A 22,872-nucleotide genomic window follows, 5' to 3' on the forward strand; every position below is an offset into this window, starting at 1 on the left:
ACCCAAGCAGAGCTTGGCCTCACGGGACTGGGTTCTTGAACGGCTGCGTGTTCAACTCGCCGCCTGACCCCAGAGTCATCTCGCCACAGGCGTTACACGGCCGTTACATCGTCGTGGGGGCAAAAGCGTATGTGTCTCGGATTGTGCACGCGAGTGTGTACTCTTGAACTTCACGCCGAAAGATTCGAAGCCGGCTCAACTCTGCGACGCGCGCCCCGCGCCGTAGATTGTATTTGATGTTACGGATTAGCACCCTTCCTGACCGGTGGCATCGTGGTTCCGTCAGCGCATCGATCATTTCAACTTGCCGACTTCAAGCATTTATGCCGAACGAGCGCGAAAGCATTTGCCTTCATTGATTTTTTGATCGAATATTGGGATTGGGGGTTGGGAAAATGGCGTCGATACAGCCTGAGAATACTGTTTCGTTTCGATTGTTTGGTTTCCCCCAGGTCGTTTCCTCGAAAAAGGCGAGCGTGTTTCCGTCGCGGGGCTTCTGCCTTTTGGCGTTGCTCAGCTTGGCGCCGGTCAAAAAGCTGACGCGTGCTAGGGTCGCCGCGCAGCTTTGGGACAGTGCCGACTCGGCTGCAAGCCTGGGCAACCTGCGCCAACTGCTGTTGCGCATGCAGAAGGCTCTACCCGATCTGAACACGATCCTTGCGGTGGACGACAAATCGCTTTGGCTGACAAACGCCGCCGGCCAGATCGATGTTTGCAGGTTTCTGGAGCTGGGTGACGGGCCTGCGGATCAAACCCTCCTGGAGCTGGTCGCACTTTACCAGGGCGACCTTCTGGAAGGCGTGGCCGCCGCGGCCAATCAACCGGATGACGCCTTGGCTATAGCCAGCACCTATTTGCGGGAGCGCTATTTCGCCCTTGTTCAAGAGGCGCTGAAGGCGCTCACCCGCTACGGGACTGCTGACTCTACGTTGCTTCGCGCCGTCGAACGGCACAGCCTTTCCATCGACAACGCCAGGGAAGACACCTACCGCGCGCTGATCATGGCCTACGGAGCAATCGGCAGGCCCGAAGAAGCAAGGCGGATTTACGGCCTCCTAGCTTCGGTGCTGAACATGGACGGCGCCGACAGTCCCGTCATGAATACACGCGTTTCGCTTGCGCACGCGACAGCAAGGCTCATCGATCAGACATTCGGTCGACCCAATGACGTCGGCGAAGCCGGAACACGCCTGATGCGGGTCGCCTTGCTGGCACCCAATTGGGCATCACGGATGTCGGATCGCGACAATTTCCTTCGCGCTCTTGTGGAAGACATCGCGAACGAGCTGGCACGATACAAGAGCCATCTGACGCTGGCACCCCACAGCAGCTTTCAGGTAATGCACGACGGCGGCGTTCTGCTGGAGAACAGCTTGTTGCGGGCAGATTATACAGTCAGCAGCTTCGTCCGGCCCGCCGCCGGTCCTGGTACCTTGTGTGTGCGCCTCGTGCACAGCGATTCCGGCGCCATCGTCTGGGCTGGTGACTTCGCGCTGCAACATGAGGTGCTTGTCCACTCCAGTCGGGTGCTCGTCGCGCGGATTGCTGCCGAAGTGTCCGGTGCCGTGGAAAGCGATTCGCTCAAGCAACTGGAGCGAACCGGGAACGCCTCGTCGTATTTGCATTTCCTGAGAGCTCAAAGCGCGCTGAAGACATGCGACCTGCGAAGCGTGCGACGGGCGCGGCGGTCCTACGCCAATGCGATCAAAGAAGATGGCTGCTTCGCAGAAGCCTACTCCGGTGTGTCATGCTCACTCTATCTCGAGTGGCTCTTGCTCGGCGGCAACGATCCGAAGCTGCTGTCGGAAGCGCGCGAACTAGCCGATCAGGCGATACGCTACGATCCGCACAGCTCGTCCGGCCACTGGCGCAAGGCAATGGTCGCGCTTTATCAACACGACTTCGCTCAATCGGAACAGTGTTTTCACCGGGCGCGGGACCTGCATCCGAACTCCGCTGACATCCTGCTCGACCACAGCGACGCCATGGGCTTCGTCGGCGACGCCAACGATGCATGGCGGATGTACGAGCGCGCCATCGATCTCAATCCCACACCGCCCGACCACTACTGGTGGGCCGGAGCGAGCATCGCCTTTTCCAAGGCGGACTATTTCAAGGCCATCGAATTATGTGGCCGGCTGGACAACGAAGAGTCCGTTCTGCGACTGCTGGCCGCGTGCCATGGGCAGTTGGGAAACGTCGTCGAGGCGCGAGAGTACGGCCACCGATTAATGGAGATGTATCCCGGCGAGAGCGCCGAGAGCATGACGCGCCTGCAGCCGCACCGCAGCAGGCAGGACCTGCAACCATTCATCGACGGACTGCGGTTGGCAGGTATCAAGTGAGAAGAGGGAAGGGGAAGTGCAATGAAAAATCTGAAGCCATCCAGGGCCTTCATCATCGGAGATCGCGATCTCGGTCTCACAATCGTCATTACCGATCCGGTGATGGTTGTTTACTACTCTGCCGAAGATCTCAAAAAGGCGGAACACAACGACATGAGTGGGCAGGAGCCCATCGTCTCCATGGCCGCGATAGTCAAGGATCTGGTGCCGCATCTGCGTGGGGTCGAGGTAGTGCAGCTGAAGCAAAGATTGAATCAGATCGACCAAGGAAAGCACGGCGACTTTTCGCTCGCTCAGGAGGAGGCCGCGTTCGCCGAGGCTGACTATGCCAGGACTATCGGCAGGATCATCAGAAACGGTGGCAATGTTTGCGATGTGGATTTCTGCGTCGCGCTGGATGTCGATCCTGCGGAAATAGTCGCGAAGGGGCGCAACACTGAGCCGGCCTCGGAGATTGCGGACTACCTGGCAGCCAACGCAACCAAGCCGCAGCAATTCCACATCGGCAATCTTGCGCCCAGCGAGCTCGATCCGCTGGAACCGTGGAAGCCCTGAACCGGTGATCAAGCAGGCGGCCGATGTAGCCGCAGCGCTGGCCGCGCTTCGGATGCTTTACGCAGATCTGCAAGGCGGCAATCCAGCGGCGTGCAAAAGACTGTCGCGCGCGATGCTCGAGCCGGAGTTGGCACGGCTCGGCATCACACGCGTCGGGGATATCACTGGCTTGGACCACATCGGCATTCCGGTCTGGTTCGCAGCCAGGCCTGCCTCGAGGTCGCTATGCATCGCCAACGGCAAAGGGATCACCGAAGAGGGCGCATGGCTGTCGGCAGTGATGGAGAGCGCCGAACAAGCCATCGCGGAGGAGGCATCGCTCCTTGTCAGCTTCGTTGCCAGTCGGGCCGCCGTCACCCGGCAGGGGCTGCGCAGCATACCACTCGAGCGGCAGGCCCGCTGCGCAGCTCGCCGCCTGACGCAGGAGGCGGAGCTTGGCTGGATGATGGGCCTGTCGCTGAGGACGGGCGAGCCGGTATTCGCGCCGTATGAGCTCGTCGGCATGGATATGGTTTCCTCGGCGCCGTGGAATACGCGCGACTTTCGAATGTCGTCACTCGGCCTTGCCGCGGGGGGCGACCTGGCGAGCGCCATCCTGCACGGGCTGCGGGAACTGGTCGAGGAGGATGCCATTTTCGGTCCGCTTGCCGGCGGCGCGCCGGCCGAGCGTCGTGACGTGATCTTCAATCGTCCCTGCGCGACAGGGATCGCCTGGGCGATCGAAAAGCTGGCGGAACGGGATATCGAGGCACGCTTCGTGCAAGTCTCGGACGACATCGCCATGCCGGTTGTCATGGCCGCCCTGAAGCCTCGACATGGAGATCAGGCCGGCCTTGCGTATTTCTGCGGATCGGCCTGCAGGTCCACCGTGGAGGATGCCGCGTTAGCAGCCCTGCTCGAGGCCGTGCAAAGCCGGCTGACATATATCTCCGGGGCGCGAGACGATCTCTATGCCGAGGAGTATCACCGGCAACTGAGACCGGGGACCAAAGCTCTTTTCGGCGGCCACCGGTTCTCCGACGAGCGGCCTGCCGAAGAATCTGGCCAGGATGGATCGGATGATCTCGCCGTGCTGCTTGCGGCAGTGTTCGCAGCAGGCATTGGCGACGTCTATGCCTTTCCTCTCGGCGGTTGCCGCTATGGCTTCGAAGTCGTGCGGGTCCTGGCCGACGATCTGGTTGCCTTCGAGGCCGTGACAGGCAGCGCCCGCACCGGCCGAGCTGGCGACAAGCTGTTGCGCAGGTGGATGCATTCGTGAAGCCCATTGTCTTTGCCGGACCCAGCCTGCACGGCCTCCAGTTGCCGAGGGACAGCCGCGTCGAGTTCGCGCCGCCGGCGGGTTGCGGCGATCTGCTGAGGGCGGCCAGGGAGGGCCGTGGCGTCATCGGGCTCATCGACGGAACGTTCGAGTCCGGCCCGGCCGTCTGGCACAAGGAAATCCTGTTCGCCCTGGCGTCCGGCTGTACGGTCCTGGGGGCGTCCAGCATGGGGGCCATTCGAGCAGCCGAGTGCGCGGCATTCGGCATGATCGGTATCGGGCAGGTGTTCGAGGACTTTCTCGCCGGCAGGCGAAGCGCCGATGCGGACGTCGCCCTGATCCATGGGCCGATGGAGCTCGGCTATGTCCCGCTCAGCGTAGCGCTGGTCGATGTGGAAGACGCGGTCGCCCGCATGCACGCGGCCGGAGAATTGTCCGATACGTTGCGCGACGAGATCGTTGGCCAGGCGAGAGCCATGTTCTTCAAGTCGCGAACGTGGCCCAGCCTGCTATCGGCAGCCGGAGCGGACACTGGCTGCTCGCAAAGGATCACGCGCTGGATTGCAGGCAACGGCCCGGGATTGAAGGGCCGCGACGCCCAGCTGCTCCTCGAAGCACTTCCTGGAACTGGGCGCCGGGACGGCCGTATCGACACGGCGTTCCTGGAAACAAGGTTCTTTTCCAAGCTGATAGCCGGGATGGGGGATTGATGATGGACACGCGTGGACGTTTTACGGCGGGCGCCGTGCTGGTGCTCGCGTTCGTCACCCTTCAGGTCGTTTGGTATCTTCGACCGGTGCCCGCTGCCGGCAAAGAAGGAGAAACTTGCGCATATGGCGCCGCCTACGGGATGGTGTACGACCTGGTGACGGGCGACGAGGTCAAGGTCACTCCGGATACCGTCGGGCCGACGATGACGCAGGTGCGCAATTGCGCCGAAGATCGCCTGGCAGATGCCGAGCGAAGCAGATATGCGCAACAGAGCCAGCTGTTGCCGATCGCAAGCGCCGGCGCCCACGCGATGGAACGCGATATTGTCCTGGTCGAACTCGCGGCAGCAATCTCTGTCGACGTCACGGTGGACGAGCAAAGCCGCATCACCCGGCGCCTTTTGGCTCAGATCGGAGGAAGCAACGTCAACGAAATCGTCGAGCACAGCGGCGCGAGAGACCTGTTGGCCGCGAATGGCTGGGTCAGGCAGACGCCGGGCAAATACGCGCAGTACGTCAAGCAATACCTGGACAACTGCCGAACGGCGCAGGTTCCCGTGCCTGACGCGATATCCAGCGGAGGGCACTGGTCCAGCCCCTTCGATCTCGCAGCCGATGCAGGCAAATACTTCTTCGGCAAGGACATAAAGAAGAAATTGACGCTTTGGAAATACGACGCGGGCAGTCAGGGCATGTGCGTGACCTTACTGCGCGAGGCGTATCCGGACGAGCATGGAAATCAACCCGTCCCGTTGATTGGAACGATCTGTACGGATGCAGGCCGAAAATATGCCTGTTTCTTCGACAATATAGTTTACGGAAAAGATGGAAGTACCCGTCGCATCGATGAAGCAACAATGCTTTCAACCAATTTCGATCAACTTGCACATCCAGCCGACTACGATGATGATTGCAATCTGTGCCATCTTGGAGACAATCCGCTCATCGTGCATCCAGGAATGCGCTTGGGCGAAATTCTCAATCCGCATGCGGACAAGACAAATAGCGATCAGTTCGCATTCGTCGAGTTCGGCGCGCCGCTGCTGAGTTGGATCAACCCGGCGCCTGTGGATTCGACCGGAGAGGGCGGCGCCTGCATGAGGTGCCACGATATTCCACGTACGCGCACTTCCTACTGTTCGACGGTCCTTGGCAACGCCGCCAACGACACCATGCCACCAAGCTGGCCCCACGGAGAGAACGATGAATTCTGGCCCGACAAAGATGGCTGCTTTTCAGACTCCGTGAGCGGCCTCAAAAAGTACTTTGCGAGCATGCGAAGGTTGAAGTCGATATGCGACGGAGTTCCGGAGAAATCCTGCTCCGACAAATAGAGCTTGGTGGGGACTTCGGCGCAATCAAAATTGATTCTCTAGGGGTTGCGTACTCGCCCGTCACAAGCGGGGCCCTACATGCCCACCACGGCGAGATTTCGCGACTCGCAGCGAGGGGTCAGATGGACAGGGGCCTAAGGTACCATCTCCTGCCCGCCCGTCGCGCCTCCACCGATCGTGGCAACTCGGTAGGTAGCCCCCCGGGCGACAGGATTCGTGCGAGGGGAGGGGAGATTATGCCTGCCCTTACGTCCGTTGTCCTCGTGCTCGCCAGTCACGTTCTTGCAGCCAGATATAGTCCAGGCGTCTCAAGGCTGGAAGGCGGTTGGCGGTGTGTGCGGCAACGAAATGCGCAAGCCGTCATCATGCGGTTCGTCGAGCGTAATCCGGTAGCCCAACACGCACGGACCGACCCTATCGTCGGCTACAGCGGTATCGCGCTGCGGAGATCGACACCTCGTCGATTTAAGCGCTTTGTACCTCCCAAGCGCTGAGAATCGGGGTATGTGCGCGCACTCCTTCACTGCCATCGCTAATCAACCACATAGCCTCCTGCATGACTGAAAATCCGCATACCAGACTGCTCTCCCGAAAGATCTCTGACTTCTGCCGTCTCCGCGTTGACCCTGTGCTCCCTCCTCAAGAAAGCACGCGCATCAGAGAATATCTGCTCAACCTCATCTCCAACGCACAAACCCCACCTCGCAAACTCCGCGGCTATGATTGGCAAGAAATTGGCGTTCAGTGCGGCCTGAACGAGAACGCGATGCGATCTGCTCGGACGACAATCGAGCCGGCATTGGATGCTATCGTTCGAAATACGAAAACTTCGCCGAAGGGGGCGACTGTCGGTGACTGCCGCGGTGCCAAACCGAAGGATTCCGTGCGAGGCCGTCCACAGAAGGCAGCACCGGGAGCGTCCACACCAAGGCGCGAGAGCAAGCTCGATCGCTCGGCGCGCGCCGCTGCTGTAGACCGGCAGAAGCCCGGCATCAAACCGCGCGAGACCGAAGAGTTCCCGGAGCCTCTTTTCGAGGAAGGCATTGACCCACCCACCTTTCAGGCGGCGCTGGCTTTCCAGATGCGCCGCCATGGAGACAGCTATTGGCATCTTCATCGAGCTGTTGTCCGAGACGACGAGAGCCTCGACCGCTCCACAATTCGCCATTGGCTGCAGGGATCAAAATCGCCTCGCAGCGTGGCGAGCATGGAGGTGCTGGCTCGGATCGAGCGTCGGTACCGTCTTTCGGCAGGATATTTCAAGGCGAAACTCCCGCTTCAGACACGTTCCGCTTATGGCCACATCCTTGATGATATAGGCCCGGCTGAACGCCGGCGGCTTGCGTGGCATCTGCCCGACGACTTTAACACGCGGCGCCCAGAGGAACAGGAAGAGATCCTGGAATGGGTCCGGCGTGTAATCATCAGCGGATCAACGGAGTACCGGAGATTCCAGGCTGCTGCGTTGAAACAGCGTTACGCCATCCGTTTCCCAGGTGTCACATACGGTCAGTCATACGCCGCAAATGACGGCTACCGAGTTCGACGTGAGCACCACGATGAGGATGGTGCTCTGTTCACCGACCCTGACCTGAGGTCCGGCGTTATCGACGCCCCGTCTGCGCTTGCCATGGAAATGGCGGATCTGATCCGCTTCAAGACCGCGACACTCACTGCGTTCGGTCTTCAGCGCAACGGTGTCTGGGGCGAGGAGACCGCATCGCAGAAGGTCGAGCATCTCGGTTTGATGTTCGGTGCGTTGGCTGCGCAGCCGCGCGGACCAGTCCGCGGCCATGGCGTGTCGCCGCAGCATTTGACATTTGGCCTGCTCGTCTTCCCATCTGTCTGGGATTGGTATGTGCAATGGCGCGAGAGGCGGCGCGGGTTCTACACCGCATGGGAGGTGGACATGCTGCGAATTTCGCTCGCGCTCACCCGCAAGGAGACGGGCTGGCTCAGGCAGCAACCTCATCTGGCGTCGAGGGTCCGTCCCATCAATGGATTGGTTTCGCAGACCGACATTGATCGCGCCCGCGCTGACTGGGATGACGCCTGCGATGTCTACTTCAAGCACGCCTCCTCCCGCGTGAAGGAGATTCAGCGGGTCGCGCGTGTGCATCGTGATCCTTTTGAACCGATCATGCCTGTGCTGGAGGCCGATAGCCCGGTCAGCGAGTATCGAAAGATCACTGAAGAGATTCTCCGGCTCATGCCAGATGAACGCATTCATCGCCGTCCTGCCGCCGAGGCAGTCCGCTCGTTCTTGATGCTTCGGTTCGGGTTGCACCTTGGCCTGCGGCAGAAGAACCTGCGTCAGCTGATGGTCAGTGAACGCGGGAAACTGCCGCGGTCCGAGCGCCAGCTTGCCGACATGAAGCGGGGTGAACTCCGCTGGAGCGAACGCGAAAAGGGTTGGGAGGTGCTGATTCCTTCGGTTGCTTTCAAGAACGCGAACTCGTCCTATTTCGGAAGCAAGCCGTTTCGGCTCGTCCTGCCGAATCTCGGCGGTCTCTACGAGCACATCGAGGCGTACATCGATCGCCACCGCCGAGTGCTGCTTGGAGGAACCGAAGACCCCGGCACCTTCTTCATCAAGACAGTGAAGGCGACCAGCAAGGATGCTTCATACGATCGAAATACATTCTACGAGGCATGGCGCCTGACCATTCAGCGATATGGCATCTACAATCCATACACCCAGCGCGGCGCCATTCTCGGTCTTCTTCCTCACGGTCCGCACAATGTCCGTGACGTGCTGGCGACGCATATCTTGAAACAGACCGGCTCTTATGAGCAGGCAAGCTACGCTATCCAGGACACACCCGACATGGTCGCGCACCACTACGGTCGCTTTTTGCCGCAAGATAAGGCCGCGCTCGCTGCGCGGATCTTGAACCAAGTGTGGCAGGCCGCGTAGCGAGCATTTGTGTGTGAAAGAGTATTTTCACACCGAGAGCCATCTCGCGTCCATGAGCGGATTGCATGAGTAAACGGGGACTCGATTCTCCCCGAGGCTTTGCGCCTCGAATCGAACGTTTGGATCGATATTTTTCATCGCGAAAGCAGCCATATCTCGATGGAATTGAGGACCGACGACAGGCGGGAATTGTTAGTGTCAGCTTAGCTCAACGATTCGGTTCTAACAGATGAACAACTCACGCGACCCGCGCCCGGATTTGATCAATGCCGAACAGCAAGGCCGCTTGGTACAAGCTTTGGCGCTAGAAGAATTGCGAACTCAGCGAAACGGGCTAGGCGATATTTTGTGCGAATTGCACAATGCGGGCTTAGTCAAGCTGACATCTGATCGGAATTTGCTAGCAATCGAAGAACTTGCACACAATGAGTTCTGGATCGCAGTGCATCCGCTGAATGAGGCTATTCCACACCTCAACTGCCCGCATCGCGAGATTTTAGCTATTGTCCATATGCTGGTTAAAAAGGCGGGATCGGATGGTGCGGCGGGCATGCCAAACCTTTCGCTCGGTATCTGGTCCAAAAATCATCCTGAGGAGGCTGGCAAGATCATTGATGGTATCAAGGGATTGGACGATCGATGCTTGGCGCACGGGGTTTTCGTGGTTGCAGGCGTTGGTAGTGCGGCGCTGGCCTTTGATCTTATCCGGAACACCAACAGCTCCGTGAGCGCTATTGGGCTGCGAGCACTTGGCCGAATAGAAATAATGTCCGTGAGTGACATAAAAAAGGGCGTGGATGATGCGTTCGGCTTCGTCGAACGCGAAACAGATCCCGACCTTCGGGCTGCGGCCATGGAGGCCGCTTTTAGGCTCTGGGAGAAGTTGGGGCCTTCGAACCCCTATCGACAGCGGGAATTCATCGAAACCATCGGGAAGAAAGGGGGCGCAAATGAGCTGAGCCTCCTTTCTGCAATGTTGTTTTATTACGAACGAGCCTTGCCGAAAGACAATATCGATCAGGTGCTTGGCATGCTTGAGACGTTGCCGTCAAACAGCGCCGCGACACTCAGCAATCTAGACCATGCCATCAAAAAGAATGATGGCCGTTGGGATTTCAAGCGGGTTGCTCCCGTTTTCGCTGCGTTAATTCCTGGTCTGGATAAGAAGGCCGATAAGCGGGATTACCATTCCTTCGCTAGCTGGGCCATGAGCAGCCCGCAACATGCCTCTTATCTCTTTGCAGCATGGCTTAATGGGGGGGAGTTTGCTCTGTGCTCGTTTCTGGCGGATCTGCTGAGCGGAGGTCCCAAAGGGGCTGACGTTTGGATCCAGAAACAGCATCTGCCAGCTCATGCCAATGACCAGATTTTCATAGCGCAAAAGTGCGTCGGTTTCCTGTGGCACCATGAGGTGGCGGCAGCTGCAATTCTCTTGAGCATCATCAAGTATGGGCAGCCGCAAGCGCAATCGGCGGCTGAAAAGCTTTTGTTTGATCCATTGCTCTTGAGCTACGGTGGGAATCTGCGGGACTTCCTTGAGAAGCAGTGTTCAAACGCTTCCAAGCGCATCTCGAGTTGCGCAAAGAGGCTGCTTTCTAAACATGACACGCATATTGCCGGTCTTGAGAGGGCCCGGGACTTGGTTGAACTACTTCCATCGATTGAGCACCGGCGCGCAGTTGCGATGAAAGATCGGGATCGTAATCGAGACATTCAGAAACTAGCTCAAGAAAGGTCAATCTTTGCCAGTCTGGTGACACGTCATACGCTGCTATATGGGCGAAAGAGCTTTTCGATTGTTCATGGCGCGGAAGGGAAGAAACATCCGAACATTTCAGCGCTTTCCGAGATTTCACACAGCGTCGAATTGCCCCGGCTGATGGTCATCGACCCTGTTGGCTTCAATGCGAGGCTCACATTCTTTCGCGCGATGAAGCGGCGGTCAGCATGAAAATCATCCTCAAGGAGTACCTCGCATCGCTTAAAGAGCGGGGGGACTTGGACAAATCTGTACTCCCAAACCTGCTCTCGGAGATCGGCCTACGGGTGCTGAACACGCCGATGATCGGCACGCGCCAGAACGGCGTGGACATTGCAGCAGTGGGCAAAATCAAAGGCGAGGATGAAGAGCGTTTCTTATACCTCTTCTGCATAAAGGCAGGGAATATCACAAGGCGCGATTGGGATGACGGGGTACAGGCGGTGCGCCCTGAGCTGAACGAGATTCGCGACGTTTACCTGCGCGCAAATGTGGCGGCCGAACATGCGCGACTTCCTGTCCGAATAATTCTGTGTTGCGGCGGTGAGCTAGATGAAACCGTTCTCATGAACTGGGCCGGTTATTCAACGCAAAACGAAACGGACAAGGTCAAGTATCAGGAATGGAATGGAGACCGTTTGGCGGATCTCATGATGCGCAGCTTGCTCGCGCGCGAATTGTTGGATGAAGCGCCCCGGCGAAGCTTCCAAAAAGCGGTCGCGATGGTGAATGAGCCGAGTGCTTGCTACGAGTATTCTCGTGCATTTCTGCACAATCTATTGGTTGAGGAGGAGCTAGCGCCAAACATCCAGCTTCTTCGCCTGAGGCAAGCCTATATCTGCCTGAATGCAGTAACCACCTGGGCTATCGAAGCAGGCAATTTGGAGAGTATCTACGCTGTCTCTGAGTTGGGCGTTATGCTGTGCTGGAATGTAGTACGCACCCAGCCGCCAAGACGCCGACCAATCCAGCATGATCGAGCATTAGAAGTCCTACTCGATCAATTTATCAAGCTCTACCTGGCATGTTCCGAACGGTATCTGGCTAAGACTGCATTCGAACATAGCAAGTGGCTTCATGCCCTTTCAACGTCGGTTCGGTCACGCGAGGCGGTGGATGTCAATCTGGCGTTATTCGAGCTCCTTGGCCGCCTGGCCATTCGGGGGTGCTGGACAGCCTCACTAGCTCAGAACTTTGCGGACGAAGACGCGGAGTTTGCGAGGGCCCTGACAGAAAGTACCGGCCTTGTCTTGGACACGATGGTCCACCTAATTAATTCCAACCCAACACTTAATTCGCCCTTCAAAGACGACCACATGATCGAAATTGCGTTGGTCATGTACCTTGCGCAAATGACGGGCTCGACCCCGAAATTTGTGCCTTGGCTGAAATCAGTCGCCCATCAAACTACATTGGCATTGAGTATCAACTCACATTACCCGACTTGCTTCCGCGATTATGTGGACCTTCTTAATCATCCCGTGAGCGCTGACGCTTCCTACCGCGCGGAAGCGTGCAGTGGGAGCGTCTTGTACCCCTATCTCTTCGTTTGGCTGGAGCATCTGGCAGCAAGCGATGATGAGAAAGTGGTATTCAAAGAGCGCCTCGCGAGATTTCTACCGAACTGTACATACCAGGCGTGGCTCCCTGACGCAGAGACAGATGCACAAATATGGCGGGGAGAGACCGATCACGGTGTGTGTGTAACCGATTTGTCGCCTCAGAGAGGCTTCGAAGAGGTCGCTGATACCCTCAACTTGGCTATGGAGAACTGCACGGACATCAACGAAATAAGCGCCGTGAAATCTGGGTTGAGTGTGTTGTTTATGGCAGCTTGTCGGCATTATCGACTGCCGATACCTCCGCATTTTTGGCTCATCAACAGTTAGAGCCGTTTAACCCGCTTTTGAGGTTCATCATACGCAAACCGCTTTTTCGACGATATTCTCCATAAGCCGCCGTTCCGCTACCGGCGCCGAAACGACCTCAGGATCTGACTTCGGATCTGCGGGATGTCGGAACCGACACTAACGTCTGAGATGAGGCGGGATACGGACTGGTTTCGAGCGGCTACTTTGGGAAAGCGGTTGCGCAGGACTGCGGTTTATGTGCTGTTTTTTTGGGACCGACCGGTCGCTCGGGTGCCCTTTTTTCCGGTAGTCGAGAAGCCGGTGAGTTGGAAGGACAATTACTGGCAGCCGATCCGGCCTCTATTGCAATCGGCTATCGATCCACTGGTTATGCGCATCAACACGCATCTCGATTCCGCGCGTACAATTCTGATCTCCAGCCGAGGTAATGCCGACCAAAATAAGGTCACCGCTCTTCTGCTCACGCAGAAAGGCTGGTCCGCCTGAATCGCCGCTACAGGTGTTTGATGCCTGCCCCTTGAAGTAGAAATTGAAGGTATCGAGGTCCGAGTAACGCCATGTCGCTTCCCGCTTGACGCCGGCGCCAGATCCCTTTCCGCCTTTCATAACCTTGAGGCCAAAGCCGACAAAGGTAAGCTCGGCGGAATAGCTCTTCTTGATATCGGACCAGGTCGGGTCGAGTTTGTGTAGCGCGGCATTGGGAGCGCCGATGTCCGCGGCGGTGTACATGAGGCCGATGTCATGCTGAATTGAGTTCCTGGTGCGCTTGTATTGGATGCCCATTTCGCCCTTCGGAAAGGCCGCGTCGACTACCTGTTTCAGGGCGCCAGGCTCGAAGATGCTATTGCCAAGAAACAGCTGAACCTTTCCTTCAGCTATCGCGGTTTCGTAGCCCTCGATGCAATGCGCCGCAGTCAACACCGTGCGTTTGCCGACCACCACGCCCGAGCAATGGATCCTGCCGTCAAGCAGAATACCGACGACAGAATCGTACAGGCCGTCCGCCACCGGCGTTCCGCCAAGAATGTACGGATCGAGCGGCTCTTCGGACGCAATGATCGCATGGGGGGTAACGCTGACCTTGACGGCCGACGAGTGCTCAGCTCGGCTCTCGCAACAACCGCCGGCATTGCTTGCCGCCACGTGAGTGCCGACCGTCAGGAAGTAGACGTCCCCTTCCTTGGGCTCCACGTTCAACGCAGCCGTGTGGCTTGGGTCGACCGAGGTGGTCGTGCCGTCCGGCGCTTTGAGCGCAATCGACAATTCGCTCGTGGCGCCGGTCGCCGCCACGGCTATCGTATAGGCGGAATGGTTGAGCTCTTTGCTGAACTCGATCTTGGTTACGCTGACGGCGCCGCCCTCGCTGCGCGCAGTTGTATCGTGTCCGTCGATAAGAACGCATTGATCGTTCGGACCGCAGAAGCCGCATGTGCGGTAATGTCCACCCGCAGCAAAGGCGGAGGCACGCAGCTCGACAAACATACCATCGGCGTTCTGATCGGAGTAGGAGACGCCGGCGTCGGCGGATGCCGTACTGATGCGCCCATAAGGGGTGCACATGCTCGCCATCGTCCCGTCGGCCCGTGCGCTGACCGGGCCGGTGCCGCTGGCGGTTTGCGGCTGGCCGTCGGATACTGAGGAAAACGTAGTGTTCGTCGACGTCGACGAGATCGAGAAATCCGCAGCCAGAACGTGACTGGGGAGCATGGAGGCAAGCGCCGCGATCGTCCAGAGGATCATTTTGGGGGAGCGCATCACCGGCCTCCGCATGCACCGGATTCGGTGCAGGAAAATATTGTGATGCCGCCGCCGTCCTTGCCGATTTTGGCGGTCCCCGGCGCATTAAGCGTCGTCGTGTAAATGTTCTTGAACTTCAGGCTGATCGTGTTCTCGCGGTAGCCCGTAGAGGTCTGTTCGCCAGTCACGGTGGCGCCCAGACCAACACCCGCCAAGGCCGTGTTGGCGACGTCTACGGTGAGCTTCTGCGAGCCGCCCTGGGTGGCGTTTGCCGTCACCTTCAATGTCGCGTTGACCTCGTCGATGAGAAGGCCTGCCCGCATATGATTTTGGTCGAGCTCCTGCTTCAACACGACCAAACTCTTGCCGATCTCGCGCGTCGCGTCGACCAGCGTTATGTTACTAGGTTTTGCCACGTCAACGGGGGTATAGGCTGCGCAGGAACACAGGCCAAGCAGCGAAGCTGCACCCACACAAACATTGGTTATCTTGGGAAATACGCGGAGCGATATTGGCATTTTTCTCTTCCTTGGTTTGTTCATGACAGAGCCGGCTGATTCTGCGAGATACCCAGCATGCGGCTGAGAAGACGCTAATCGTCGGGCGCGACGATCGCGCCGACGGTGAAGAGTTCGCCTAGAGCGGAGAGGGTGTGATAGCGCCGGTCAGTGGTTCAGCGATGAAGGCGCCGGAGTTGGTTAACGCGGCAGGAAAATCCACGCCGCCGGCGCGAGGGCGCGGCACCCTCGCGGAGAGCCCTTTGGCGACGTCGATCGTGGTCCCATCGAGGTTCCAACCGCCGGATTTGAGCTGGCGCGACAGTTCCGCATCGCAGGTCTCGATATCGCGCCCTGGGCAGGCGAGCGCCCGAATCTTCAACGCCTGACGCGTACGCGGCTTTAGAACCATGCGTGTCCATTTGGCGTCGGCCATATAAATCGTCTGGTCGCTTTCTGCCTGGGTGGACGCACCGTCGATGCAGAAGTCACCGATGAAAATTCCTGCCGCGCCAGTCGGCGTTACGGCGGAGAAGATGAAGAGAAGCAATGTGAGGACGCGCATTTGAACCACCTGTGCCTCGACCGCGTTTCAAGATCGCAAGGCAAGCCGATTCGCCTGGGAGGATGCCAGCGCGACGGAAGAAGCCGTTGTGCTGGGGACGAACCGGCATTGGATGCCTTGGCTGCAGCCCGCCGTTCGCTTGCGGGTTGCTGACAGAGCGCGTTGTCTCACCAGTGGCGTGACACGGGCGTTACAGGTGGTTTGATCGGTCTACCCAAAGGGGGCCGCCAGCGGCGAAAGCGAATTTTCTTCGTCCAGTGCTCGCCAATCGTTCGCTGTTGCGGACGCGCGCAGGACTGCGCTTATCCGCCATTTCTTCTTTGGCGCGCACCGATCCGTTGCCCGGGTGCTTCGAGACAGGCGTTCGTTCCATTGGCTCCGTGCGACCACAAATGAGAAACGTGCTGCCTCCAGACGCGGTGGTCACCCATAACGTCGTTCATGTGGGCTCCGCAGTAAAGCTGCGCCTGCATCACATGCGGGCCTGCGGCGTTTGTCCGGCTTCAGGGCTGTTGTTTGTGGGTTGCGGAGGGCAGCTTTCAGTTCCAGCTTGATGAAAGCTACCAACCGTCGTTAAGGCCGATCGACTTCAATTCCTACCGATCGCAATCGTGCCGCTGCGGCATCCAACACCGAGTCGTCAAACCTTTCAGGATGTCGCAGGGCGACCGCTTCGAAAGTCAGCTCGGCCATTTGGCGTTCGATGAGCATGAAGAAACCCTCCGATGGTTTCGCGCCAAGGATCAGATCCTTGATCGTCTCTAACTCGCCCACTCGGGCGATCTTTGGACGAGTTCGCCCCAACCGCGTCGTCCTTTCGCGTTCGCCCGTAAGGGTGCCTTCCAACGCGTGGATGCTTCGCCATACATCATGCTCAAATGTGCCCGGCTTTTCCGATGGAAGGATTTCGTAGAGACGCAAATCAGCTGCGCGGGCAACAGCCTGCTCACCTTTTCGACGGGCATTTGCGGCGATTTGCCTGAGGCTCTTCGGATCAACGCACCCCTCTATCATCTTCATGGCGCGTGCGGCGGCAATATGGGTCATGGTCTTGCTTTCTGCTCATGCGACGGGGAGAGATTGAACAAACCGGGCCAATCGATCGGCTTCCCGGTCTGTCAGATCGTCGGGCAGATCGATTCTAATCTGAAGGCCGGGGCGGAGATGGAAGCTGTGTTGGAGCATACCCGCCTCATTCGCAGGAGCCTCGGCCAACTGATCCGGGTTTTCCAGGAGATCGATTGCAGTAGCGATCCGCTCAACATGCTGAGTGCCAACGTTTGCATTCCTGTTCATCAGATTATGCAAGAATGTTCCACTGAAACCAAGTTTGCCACCCAAAGCGGCATAAGCCATCCCGGTCCTTTGTTTGACCGCCACAAGGCGTTGGATCGTTTGCGGCGTCAGCGGTCCATTGGGGAATTGCTGGTATTTGGTAGGGTCAAAAGCAGCCATTGGTTTTCCCATGGCCCGGCTCATCCGGGCATGAAGGCGGTGTAAACGTTGTAATAACTTTTGTCAATTGTTGATCAGTGATAATCAGTGATGTGTTCAATCCTGTTAGACTGGACGGCCTGCTAGATCGCCAGAGGGTCGCGGATGTCTGCTATTGCGCGAATGAATTGCCAAGGCGAACAGCGGCAAGTGAGGTCGTCACCGCTGGTTGGCGTTTTGATCCCGAAAACGGACGAGCTGCTTACGTCCCAAGAGCAGCCAGTCTGCAATGCGCCCATAGCGGCCGTAGAGACTGTTTGGCCCGCCTTCCCGTAACAAGACACTGCAGTGGCGATGTTCCCGCTGCCGTTCGGAACAGGGCCCTTTCCACTGCCTTCTAAGATTCATTATAGTCATAGATAGCTGGTTGACGGTCTAGAGATTAGGATTCTCGACCAAGTCCGCGGCCTGACACGAGCGAGCAATTCGCATACGGCAACGAGGTCGGCATATTTATCGCGCGATCGCAGATCTGAGGCCTGTCCCGTACTAGGCCAGACAGCTTTATAATCTAGAATTTGTCGACAAGCGTTTCCAATTTTCCAAGCCACGCGGATATATCTCGAACTTCCTGCGGCAGGTGTTTATAGTCGTGTGCCGCATCATTTCGAACATCGTAGTCCCGGTCTAGCTCTGACCGCGCTTTTTGATCTGCGTGGAATATTATGTCTAGGCGGCGGCGTACTGAAAGTGACTTCATATTTTCCTTCAGAAAACGCCATGCATGACCATCTAAACCATGGGCTCTCGCATTGTTCGATACTTGATCCTCTGCCTCCTTCCGAACAAGATACTCGAACTGAGCCCAACCAAGTAGATAAAAGGCTACATCTAATGATTGTCGAAAACGTTCAAGGTCCTTTGCCGAACCACTTCGCTTTCGAATCTCTTGGTCTATGAGATCAGCGAGTTTGTCATATGCCCGCTTCGTATCGGTGAGCTTGGTCATTGTGCTCCGACCAGAGATTCCAGTGCCGTCTCATCGAACGCTATCGTCTCCCTTCGGGACTCCTGTGAGACCAGCCGCCAATTCGGTCTGCCTTGCACGCCTTGGTCTACAAGAAGATGAGTCCCGTTCCTCGTGATAACATCGACACGGCCGCGCGCTCCGAGGACGTATAAAGCACGGGGTACGAAGCTTAAAACTGGCTCGGTTTTTTCGAGAACGTCCAGGATTGCAATTTCGCGTTCTGGAACCGCATATTTCTGCATTAGCTCCTCAGACATCACAACTGACCTGGCTTGTTCAATCTTCAGATTGGCCCGATCTGAAAGCCAGCGCTCGATGTCTGCATAAAGTGCTGCAATTCGTTGAGTCCAATCTTCTACCCTCTCAACGACTTGCTCTCTTCGAAATATTCCACTTTCTGTTTTTTCCCAAACGTCGAGAGGTCTTAGAATGGTTTCTTTTAGGTAACCTTTAGAATCTTGCGTGAGTATCGCAAGCTTTAAACGCTCGATATTGAAGTACCAGACCTCAGAGCTTGACTCGGCTTCTGGAACGATAGTGATTTGCTTTAGTAGCTCCTCGAAGTCCCTCGCTTTTGGGTCGCGCTCTCTTACCTTGACTTGGATATACGTACGGTGACCTCTGCTATCTTGAGCAACGAGGTCGTAGCCGGTCGCATCATTGGCAGGTTGAAGCGTATCAGCGTCGGATGCCCGAGCGGTTTCGATGATCCTCTCGCTGGCGACTTCACTTTCGTCTGACACCCGAGGCAGAAGTTCGGAGTCTTTGTCAGGGTGAAATTTGAGAGCTTCTGGCCGCGTAGCATCAGGACCAAAGAGCACGTAGCGATTGCCCAAATTCACAAGAACTTGGCGTTGGGTCAGTTCAGGTGCCGCTCCGGTTTTCATTCTCTGCCGTAACATCAAAACAAGTATGTGGCTGCTGGCGCCAACGTGTGCCAATGCGCACACATCGTCAAGTTGAACGTCCCCAGGTTCGTGGGGTGCCGGTTTCGCCGTCCCAAGATCGCTACTGCTGATCCGCTGGGAGAGCTGCGCAAATCCAATGGTGCAAAAGTTCTCGAAGCTAGAGTCTTTGCAAGCGTTGTAAACTTCTCTCTGACTTTTCGCTTCGACACCGAGATAGCCAGCCATATCGCTGGCCTGCTGCGCAAAGTGCCGTATCGCTGGCATTCACGCAGGACATGACATTTCTTTCACGCTCATCATGGGCCTTGCCGCCATCGCTGGATCAGCGCGACATGCCGAACTCACAGACGAGATACGGATTTTGACACGCGCGTTAGCCCGCCGCGGGGATCTAATCGCGGATGCTGAAAGCCAGATGCGGTTTGCGCTAGTGGCTTCGCCTCGCGCGAGGACAAGCACGAGTGGTGCAAGGCTGTCGGCAATTGGCTGCTTGAAATCGCCAACGGCAAGCTGGAGCGGCAAGAGGCGGCACGCTTCCGCTCAACCCCCCATGTCTTCTGCCATGCTGTCCCAGAGCTTTGGCAACATTGCAGAGGTCGATGCGTCGCTCGCTGCGCTTTCCGAATGAGCTTTACGCAGCTGCTCTTTGGAACGCGTTACCAATCGGATTCTCCGTCCACTTCTCATTCTATCTAAGCGACGAATAACATGATCGATCCGTCGGTACGCTCGGGCGGCTCATGTGGTCGGGTCAGGGTGGCTGAAAGGGGTTATTCAGAGCGTCGAACTGCTGAACCTCGACTGATTGGCGCAGCGACATCTTTAACGAATGGCCGGTTTTATAGTCGTGCTCCCCGAAGCAGCCTTTCCGCTTTCCTCCAATCGAGACGCTCCTTGCTCGTCGAAGAACGTCGTTAATGGTGCTGCCGCGACTTTCCAATGAGAGACTGAAACATCGTCACGATCGTCTTCGCGAGATAGGGCGAGTGAGGCGTTCATCGGTTGAAATGCAGCGGTGTAGGTGGGACAAGAACATCGAAAAACATTGGAGCAGATTTGAATGCTTTGCTGTCCCACTAGTTCCTAACTGCTTGATTTAGCTTCTTTTCCAAACATCCTCCGAGCCCACCATAACCCTATTATAACATATTGATTTGTTTATACTTTTATTTCCTTATCCAAAACGTGGACTCGAACCCCCTTAATAGGCAAGCGCTCGAAACGCTCTACGCGGCTCTCAGTCGCTTTGGCTAGAAGCCCGCCCAACGGTACGCGGGCCGCCGCCAAGATCGATATGGACCTCGAGGTCAGGCATCTCGGGGCGTTCCGGCTGATCGCGGGAGTGCTTGGGCAGTTCCGCCGTGGCCAGTGCCCGGCTGACCTTGTCCTTGGTGATGACGGCAACCTCGCTCAGATCATCAAGCTGGCTACGTGGCGCATAGTTCTCGACTTGCCACGAGGCTCAGCGACGCATTGATGCCTGGGCAGCAGTCTGCTGAGACCGAGCGATCAGCGTCTGTAAAAGGGCCTCGTTCCTGACATTCAGTCTGATCAAGCTTCAGCGAATGGCTGCTTTGCGCCGGCGGGTTCAACCGGTCAACGGAACACCTTCTAATCTGTGAGGATGAGGAGGTGGCATATGGTGACGTCACGGATCTGGTTCACGACGGCACAGAAGGCTGGGCTGAGCGCTGGAGGTAGGGGCAAAGCATCTCGGCGATCTCGCGGGCGCTGGAGCGGATGAACAAGACCGGCATCCAGCGGATCGTGGCTCTGCACGGGGTATTGCTCCGCCACCGCGGCGCAGGGCGACGTCAGGCAGGGTTGAGCGCAATTCATAGGCGCTTGAGCAGTTCGATTTTGCTCTTGAGCGGACACCACGGTAACCCCGGCCATCTACAGCTTACAAAGGTGGCCCGATGAAAAAGCCTACGATACTGCACATAGATTCGAGCGCCCGCGTCGCACGGTCGCACTCCCGCCGGCTCGGCAAGATATTTGTCGATGCCTGGCTCGCTGAGCGCGGTCAGGATGAAGTCATCTACCGCGACGTCGGCACCAATCCGCCACCGTTCATGACCCAAGACTGGATTGCCGCAGCTTTCACCAAGCCCGAGGCGCGAACCGACGCCATGAAGGCGACGCTTGCCTGCTCTGACGAGCTTATCGACGAAGTCGAAAAAGCCGATGTGATCGTGCTTGGGGCGCCGATGTACAATTATAACATGCCAGCGGCTCTCAAGGCCTGGTTCGACCAGATCGCGCGGATCGGACGCACTTTCTCTTTCGACCTCTCGCGCGGTGACTTCCCGATCGAGCCAATCCTGCGCGGCAAGACATTGGTGGTGGTGTCTTCGCGCGGCGAATTCGGATTTCAGGACGGCATCCGTCAGCACATGAATGCACTCGATCCCGGCATTGCTGCATGTGCGCACTATCTTGGCGCTTCCGACATCCACACCATATCGGCGGAGTATGAGGAGTTTGGCGGCGAGCGACGTGCAAAATCGGTCGAACAGGCCGAAGCGAAGGCAAGGGCGCTGGCCAGTTCGATCGCTTCCGGCCTCAAGGCGGCCGCCTGAGGTCTTGCAACGAGCGGCCGCCAACGCGTTGCGGCGGTAATCCCGGCGCGCCTGCGGGCAACATCAACCTTCGCCATTGCCAAGTCAGTGGCGAAAGTTGAGGAAATCATGCCAGCGCCTGACCAGGTAATTGTGCTCGTCCATTACCGCATTCCAGATCGCTATCCTTGATATGCGTTCGCGGTAAGAGCCTCCCTCCCTGACATGGCCGCGCTCGATGACGGAATCACCGAATGGGCCAGCTAAATCCTCTGCGGCAGGCAGGCCCGCGTACCAGTAGTCCCATTCCGCGGTCGTCAGATGCTTGCGGACCAGTTCGGGGGCAGAGAAGTAGTAGCCATGACGGGCCACGACCGCGCCCGGCCAGCCGTCCAGCCACCAGTTCATATACTCATAGGCCATGTCGAGAGCGTATCTTTCAGTGTGTCGCGATATCGACATGCCGCCAAACCAGCCACGATAACCCTCCCTTGGCACCGCAGTCCTGATGCCGACGCCGCGCAATGCCGGCAACACCAGGGCCGAAGACCAGATGCTGCCGATGCGGGCGCGGCCTTTTGCGAACAGCTCCGCTGATTGTGACTGGGTTTCCCAGAAATGGGGAAAATGACCGCGTCGGCGCAATGATATAAGAACACTCATCAGGCTGTCGATTTCGGCGAGAGACAGATTGCCAGGGTCGCGGAACTGGACCAGGCCCGCCGCCTGAACGGCCAGAATGGCATCGATCGCGCCGATGGAGGCATTGCTCTGCAATGTCGCGCGCTTCCAAGCTGGATCGAGCAGCCATGACCAGCTCTCCGCGCCCATATCCGCCCCGTCGGGCAGCAGTTCCCGACGATAGCCGAAGCTGTCAGCACAATGGCTAAGCGGCAGCATGCTGATCCGGTCGGCTGGCGTTTCCGAGAGGCGCCCGTCGTCCTGCACGTAGAGCAGCCTGTTCGGTCCGCCTCCCGGGACCGGCGGCAGGGCTGCGTCCGCCTTGCCGGTGAGAGCAAGCTCGCCCACATCACTCCACCTCTTGATCCGGCTGAGCTCGATCGGGCGGATGGAATGAGCTGTCCAGACGAATTCGAGATTGTGGAACCACTGATCGTAGACGTCGAAGCTCTCGGGCGCGACGACACCGACCTGATGGGCAATGTTGCCATCAAGCACCTTGCCCTCGACGGTGAAACCCAGATCGGCCTTCGCCTGCCGCAGAATGGGCTCCAGCACCGTAGATGCGGTCCCAAGCACCCGCAGGATACGTGGCCTGGTGAAGACAGCGGGACAGGAGAGTGGTTCGTGGGTGCGGGGCATGATCGGACGTCCTCGGGAGCGTTCCCCATTCTGAAAAATACGACTATTGTTTACAAGCATCATTTTTT

General features: G+C 57.7%; 17 protein-coding genes. 10 read left to right on the forward strand and 7 right to left on the reverse strand.

Going from position 1 to position 22,872, the window contains the following annotated elements; all coding sequences use genetic code 11:
• Nucleotides 1–395 precede the first annotated feature (395 nt).
• From M729_RS1000000136490 to M729_RS0114240, 8 genes are all read left to right on the forward strand, one after another.
• Entirely contained in the window at nucleotides 396–2,345 is a 1,950-nt protein-coding gene (locus M729_RS1000000136490; protein WP_081730883.1) for a BTAD domain-containing putative transcriptional regulator, read from the forward strand.
• A 21-nt stretch (nucleotides 2,346–2,366) separates the two neighbouring features.
• Nucleotides 2,367–2,900, forward strand: a complete 534-nt coding sequence (locus M729_RS0114210; protein WP_027161939.1) for a hypothetical protein — start codon at nucleotides 2,367–2,369, stop codon at nucleotides 2,898–2,900.
• Between the two features lie 4 nt (nucleotides 2,901–2,904).
• The gene (locus tag M729_RS01000000135080; protein WP_050596237.1) at nucleotides 2,905–4,158 is read left to right on the forward strand and encodes a YcaO-like family protein; all 1,254 of its coding nucleotides are present in this window, start codon (nucleotides 2,905–2,907) and stop codon (nucleotides 4,156–4,158) included.
• Nucleotides 4,155–4,868, forward strand: coding sequence for a TfuA-like protein (locus tag M729_RS01000000135085; RefSeq protein ID WP_084652643.1), 714 nt, complete (start codon nucleotides 4,155–4,157; stop codon nucleotides 4,866–4,868). The genes M729_RS01000000135080 and M729_RS01000000135085 overlap by 4 nt, the downstream gene beginning before the upstream one ends.
• On the forward strand, nucleotides 4,865–6,202 hold the full coding sequence (locus tag M729_RS0114225; RefSeq protein WP_156949295.1) for a hypothetical protein: 1,338 nt from the start codon (nucleotides 4,865–4,867) through the stop codon (nucleotides 6,200–6,202). The genes M729_RS01000000135085 and M729_RS0114225 overlap by 4 nt, the downstream gene beginning before the upstream one ends.
• Nucleotides 6,203–6,758: 556 nt before the next feature.
• On the forward strand, nucleotides 6,759–9,119 hold the full coding sequence (locus M729_RS0114230) for a hypothetical protein (RefSeq protein ID WP_027161941.1): 2,361 nt from the start codon (nucleotides 6,759–6,761) through the stop codon (nucleotides 9,117–9,119).
• 229 nt (nucleotides 9,120–9,348) lie between these two features.
• Entirely contained in the window at nucleotides 9,349–11,070 is a 1,722-nt protein-coding gene (locus tag M729_RS0114235; RefSeq protein ID WP_027161942.1) for a hypothetical protein, read from the forward strand.
• Nucleotides 11,067–12,767: a hypothetical protein gene (locus M729_RS0114240; RefSeq protein ID WP_027161943.1), complete on the forward strand. Its 1,701-nt coding sequence runs from the start codon at nucleotides 11,067–11,069 to the stop codon at nucleotides 12,765–12,767. The genes M729_RS0114235 and M729_RS0114240 overlap by 4 nt, the downstream gene beginning before the upstream one ends.
• 321 nt (nucleotides 12,768–13,088) lie before the next feature.
• Here M729_RS0114240 and M729_RS0114245 read toward each other — a convergent pair whose 3' ends face one another.
• The 4 genes from M729_RS0114245 to M729_RS0114260 form a co-directional block, all read right to left on the reverse strand.
• On the reverse strand, nucleotides 13,089–14,504 hold the full coding sequence (locus M729_RS0114245) for a trypsin-like serine protease (RefSeq protein WP_027161944.1): 1,416 nt from the start codon (nucleotides 14,502–14,504) through the stop codon (nucleotides 13,089–13,091).
• On the reverse strand, nucleotides 14,504–15,028 hold the full coding sequence (locus tag M729_RS0114250) for a hypothetical protein (protein ID WP_156949296.1): 525 nt from the start codon (nucleotides 15,026–15,028) through the stop codon (nucleotides 14,504–14,506). The genes M729_RS0114245 and M729_RS0114250 overlap by 1 nt, the downstream gene beginning before the upstream one ends.
• 94 nt (nucleotides 15,029–15,122) lie before the next feature.
• Entirely contained in the window at nucleotides 15,123–15,548 is a 426-nt protein-coding gene (locus M729_RS0114255) for a hypothetical protein (RefSeq protein WP_027161946.1), read from the reverse strand.
• A 573-nt stretch (nucleotides 15,549–16,121) separates the two neighbouring features.
• Complete coding sequence (locus tag M729_RS0114260) at nucleotides 16,122–16,595, reverse strand: hypothetical protein (protein WP_027161947.1); 474 nt, start codon at nucleotides 16,593–16,595, stop codon at nucleotides 16,122–16,124.
• A gap of 33 nt (nucleotides 16,596–16,628) precedes the next feature.
• On the opposite strand from M729_RS0114260, the gene M729_RS1000000138405 reads away from it, so the two are divergent.
• Entirely contained in the window at nucleotides 16,629–17,048 is a 420-nt protein-coding gene (locus M729_RS1000000138405; protein WP_156949297.1) for a hypothetical protein, read from the forward strand.
• 505 nt (nucleotides 17,049–17,553) lie between these two features.
• Here the strand turns inward: M729_RS1000000138405 and M729_RS0114270 are convergent.
• Together M729_RS0114270 and M729_RS1000000136495 are read right to left on the reverse strand one after the other, a co-directional pair.
• A complete protein-coding gene (locus M729_RS0114270; protein WP_027161949.1) occupies nucleotides 17,554–17,991 on the reverse strand; it encodes a hypothetical protein in 438 nt (145 codons plus the stop codon).
• Nucleotides 17,988–19,145, reverse strand: a complete 1,158-nt coding sequence (locus tag M729_RS1000000136495; protein ID WP_156949298.1) for a hypothetical protein — start codon at nucleotides 19,143–19,145, stop codon at nucleotides 17,988–17,990. The genes M729_RS0114270 and M729_RS1000000136495 overlap by 4 nt, the downstream gene beginning before the upstream one ends.
• A 1,694-nt stretch (nucleotides 19,146–20,839) precedes the next feature.
• Between M729_RS1000000136495 and M729_RS0114285 the strand changes: the two genes are divergently transcribed.
• Entirely contained in the window at nucleotides 20,840–21,502 is a 663-nt protein-coding gene (locus tag M729_RS0114285) for an NAD(P)H-dependent oxidoreductase (protein WP_027161951.1), read from the forward strand.
• Nucleotides 21,503–21,586: 84 nt separating this feature from the next.
• Here M729_RS0114285 and M729_RS0114290 read toward each other — a convergent pair whose 3' ends face one another.
• Nucleotides 21,587–22,867, reverse strand: a complete 1,281-nt coding sequence (locus tag M729_RS0114290; protein ID WP_198032095.1) for an extracellular solute-binding protein — start codon at nucleotides 22,865–22,867, stop codon at nucleotides 21,587–21,589.
• Between the last annotated feature and the right edge of the window lie 5 nt (nucleotides 22,868–22,872).

The organism is Mesorhizobium sp. WSM1293, assembly GCF_000513875.1.
Taxonomy (GTDB): domain Bacteria; phylum Pseudomonadota; class Alphaproteobacteria; order Rhizobiales; family Rhizobiaceae; genus Mesorhizobium; species Mesorhizobium ciceri.